Origin of the sequence: uncultured Sutterella sp. (assembly GCF_937923675.1) — a bacterium.
Classification (GTDB): Bacteria; Pseudomonadota; Gammaproteobacteria; order Burkholderiales; family Burkholderiaceae_F; genus Sutterella.
This window is the reverse complement of sequence record NZ_CALDXB010000028.1, coordinates 1-3,458: the sequence shown is the minus strand read 5'-3', so window position 1 is coordinate 3,458 and position 3,458 is coordinate 1. Positions and strand designations below refer to the sequence as shown.

The 3,458-nt window shown below is 57.9% G+C and carries 5 protein-coding genes; 4 read left to right on the top strand and 1 reads right to left on the bottom strand.

The window, feature by feature from the left end; genetic code table 11:
- The first annotated feature begins 120 nt into the window (after positions 1-120).
- The 3 genes from Q0106_RS02935 to Q0106_RS02925 are packed head-to-tail and all read left to right on the top strand — an operon-like array spanning position 121 to position 2,834.
- A complete protein-coding gene (locus Q0106_RS02935; protein ID WP_297608598.1) occupies positions 121-1,791 on the top strand; it encodes a type IV secretion system protein in 1,671 nt (556 codons plus the stop codon).
- A 2-nt stretch (positions 1,792-1,793) separates the two neighbouring features.
- Complete coding sequence (locus Q0106_RS02930; RefSeq protein ID WP_165655398.1) at positions 1,794-2,120, top strand: hypothetical protein; 327 nt, start codon at positions 1,794-1,796, stop codon at positions 2,118-2,120.
- Between the two features lie 3 nt (positions 2,121-2,123).
- Entirely contained in the window at positions 2,124-2,834 is a 711-nt protein-coding gene (locus Q0106_RS02925; RefSeq protein ID WP_297608591.1) for a type IV secretion system protein, read from the top strand.
- 13 nt (positions 2,835-2,847) lie between these two features.
- On the opposite strand, the gene Q0106_RS02920 is transcribed toward Q0106_RS02925, so the two are convergent.
- The gene (locus Q0106_RS02920; protein WP_297608588.1) at positions 2,848-3,138 is read right to left on the bottom strand and encodes a helix-turn-helix transcriptional regulator; all 291 of its coding nucleotides are present in this window, start codon (positions 3,136-3,138) and stop codon (positions 2,848-2,850) included.
- 70 nt (positions 3,139-3,208) lie between these two features.
- Here Q0106_RS02920 and Q0106_RS02915 point away from each other — a divergent pair.
- Positions 3,209-3,458, top strand: a 250-nt coding sequence (locus Q0106_RS02915) for a TrbG/VirB9 family P-type conjugative transfer protein (protein WP_297608585.1), incomplete at its 3' end; no start/stop codon positions are given.

Below are 3,458 nucleotides of genomic sequence, written 5' to 3'. Positions count from 1 at the left end.
GCGCAGATGCAGTCGATGCAGCGCGAAGCAGCACGCCGCGAAACCGAACGGCTTCACCGGTCGTCCTTCAGCGAAGTCAGTGAAGATGAAATCGAAGCGCTCTGCCGCTAAAGGGGGCCCATGTATTTCGCATCCTTTGGTGAAGAGGTTCTAAGCGCCATCAGCAGCTTCGCTTCGCAAGCGTCGTCCGCCCTCATTGACGAAATCCGAATTCCGCTGCTGACCTGCCTCACGATCTACTTTCTGATCAAGGGCTACCTGATTACCTACGGACGGATTGACTCTCCGCTTTCCGACTTCATTCTGACGGCGGGCAAGATTCTGCTCGTCACGTACTTCGGCCTTAACGCACTCAACTACGTCAACGACGTGATTCCGGCGATCCGCGGCCTGGAAAACATGCTCGTAGGCATTCTTCGTCTACCGGGTGCAGGAAATGTCGACACGCAAGGGGCCTGGACGGCCATTGACGACATGTGGAAGCAGCTCATGCTCGTCACCAACGTCGCCCTTTCCACCGCGGGGAAAGTTTCGGTCGTATCTGCTTTCGGCACGTGGTTATCGCTTTTCTTCCTTGGGCTTTTGATGGCCGCCATTTCTGTAGCGCTCACCTTTGCGGCCACGGGTGTCCTCATCATCAATGAGATTTCGCTCACCCTGGCTTTGGCCTTCGGGCCGCTCTTCATCTGCTGCCTGATGTTTCCGGCCGTTCGCAGTTGGTTCGATGGTTGGATCAAAGCGGTCGTTACTTACGTGTTCTGCTCCGTTCTGGTTGCGGCCGTCATCCTGCTCGTGACGAACATCTTTCACTCGTTTGCCACGGATCTTTTGAATTCGTTGCGCGCTTATGAAAGCGGCCGACCACTCATCAGCGTCTGGCTACCGGTGCTGAAATTCTCCGTGCTAGGGCTTGCTCTGACATCGCTTGTCAAACTCATTCCGAGCATCGCAGCCGCCATCGTGGGCGGCGTTGCGCTGCAGGCCGCCGGACTGGGGCAAATGATGAACGATACCTGGCGAGGAACACGAGACATCACCGGCGGCTTTGTGAACGGTCTGGGGAAAGGATCGGGCAGCACGGATCTGCAGAACTACTCACGAAGTCACTTGATGAGTCGAGACGGCTTTGGCGAACACGGGACGGTCGGTGCAGCGGCCTTTGGCGCTGCACTGGGCGGAACGTACCGATTGGGCCGAACGCTTCTGAGCGTCATGCAAAACGAAACGGCCGTGCAATCCATGGCCTCGAATTCTCAAAACACAACGACGACGGCCGCTCCTCGCACCACCGCCACGAACCAACAGGCCGCTCAAGCGAGAACAGTTGCGGTGTCCGCCAGCGTAGCGGCTTCGGCAGGGGTGGCTGCATCTTCGAGCTCGTCCGCATCGGCCTTCACTCGACAGGAAACGCCGGAAGAAACACTCGCGCGCATGAACGCAGCCGCGGCAACACGACAAAGCGAACGGGTTGCGCAGTTCGCTGCACAGGACGCAGCTTTCCGCGCTGAACAGTACGCGTCAGTCTCGGCAACGACCACGGCCCCGCAAGCCGCCACGCCCGCAACGGGCTTCACGACGCAGTCGCAGGAGGCGGCAGCAACGCCGGCCGGGCACTCCGCTTCCGCCTCCATGGCCGAGCGAGTGGCAGCCAGCACGCCTGCAGCGACAACCTCGCCGACTTCTGAAACCGCATCGTCTCAAGAGCCTCCGGTTGAACGCCACCAGGCTCCCAATGAAGACGTCGCCCGAACCAATGCCGACATTCTTCGAGACCGACTTCCCAAGAGTTGACTATGAAATCCCCTCTGCAAATCTGCTGCGCCCTGGCGCTGACTTCACTCTTTCTCACTGGCTGCGGAGCTCCCAAGCCACCGCTTCCGTCCGGAGAACGCATTCCGGTCAATACCGTGCCGCATTCGCAGACCGTGAATCGATCCCGCTTGGCCGATGAGCCGCCGTCCTTGGATCCCTTTGAAAAACCCGCTGTGGCTCCCGTGGTCGTGCCACTGGCCGACTCCCTTCCCCCCGATGCCGCCTCGGAAAGTGCACCGGTAGTGCTGCAGGCAGCCCCTGCAGAAAACCTTTCTCCGTCCCCGGACGATCAGAGCGCCAAGGAGTAACGCATGTTCGGACAAAAGAAGAAAAATCAAGCGACGACCGCGAAAGCACCCAAGACAGACGCCAAGTACGCCGATGCGATCGGTTGGGAATCGTCGCGCCACTCTTTGGCGGAAAAGTCGGAAGCCCGAGCTTGGCTCACGGCGAAAATTCTGGGCGCAACCAACATCGCCCTGGTGGCAGCCATCGTCATCATGATGCCGCTCAAAGAGACGCTCCCCTACGTCATCGAAGTCGACAAGTCGACCGGCATGTCGACCATCCTCTCGGTTGCTAACGCCGAAGAAATTCCGGTCTCGGAAGTTATGGACAAGTATTGGCTCTCGGAGTACGTCCAAGCGCGCGAAGCCTACGACTACCGCACGTTGGAAAACGACTACATCAAGACGCGCGAGCTCTCGATGCCCAACGTCTTTGAACCGTACTCGCGGCAGTTCGGGACCGACAAAAACTCCATGGAACAAACGATCGGCGACACCAAGCGCATCCTCGTTGAACTCTTGAGCGTCGTTCCGAACGGCAACGGAATCGCGACCGTGCGCTTTCGCAAGAAGCTCGTAGATACGCAGACCGGACAACCCGAAGGGGCGGACGTCTGGACCGCGCGCATCGGGTACGAATACGTACCGACCTTCAAGGTGGAAGAAGCTAAGCGGCTGATCAATCCTTTTGGCTTCAAGGTCACGACCTACCGCGTCGATCAGGAACTGAAGTGAGCGTCTTTATGAATCAGACGAACGAAATTACCACGCGCTTACCTAATGCCTTGGCGTATCGCGTCAGAGTGCTGCCAGAAGGGAGTCTGCCTCGCATCAAATTACTTTCAAGTCGCGCCACTGCTGACTGCGTCGTTCCCATGCGGGCAGCAACGTCAGCCTGCGTAAGCCCAGCCGATGCACGAGCCGCGATGATTTTGTCGAGCTCGGCAAGTTCGGCGTTGGCTTCTTCCCATTCCTTGCGGAAGTTCGGATCAGACAAAGACTTGCTCAACATATCGCGCCACGTTTTCGTTGCCTTCATGATGCGGACCTCCTATGTACTCAACCGCACTTCGGGTTATAGCAAAAAAGCGATAATCCTCGTAGTTCTCATGGCGCTCTTCGCTTGCAAAAGCGCTCTTGCTCTGGATACGCCCACCGTCAGCAAGCTCGATCGGCGACTCTACACAACAGCCTACGAAGAGAATCAGGTTTATCCGATTTACGCGGTGAACGGCCTTGTGACTTCCATCGTTTTTGCGGAGGACGAAAAAGTCGACGTTCACACCTCGGGCTTTTCAACGGCCTGGGAGTTCGCCGCCCGCGGCAATCACTTCTTTTTGAAGCCCCGCGCCAAAGAAG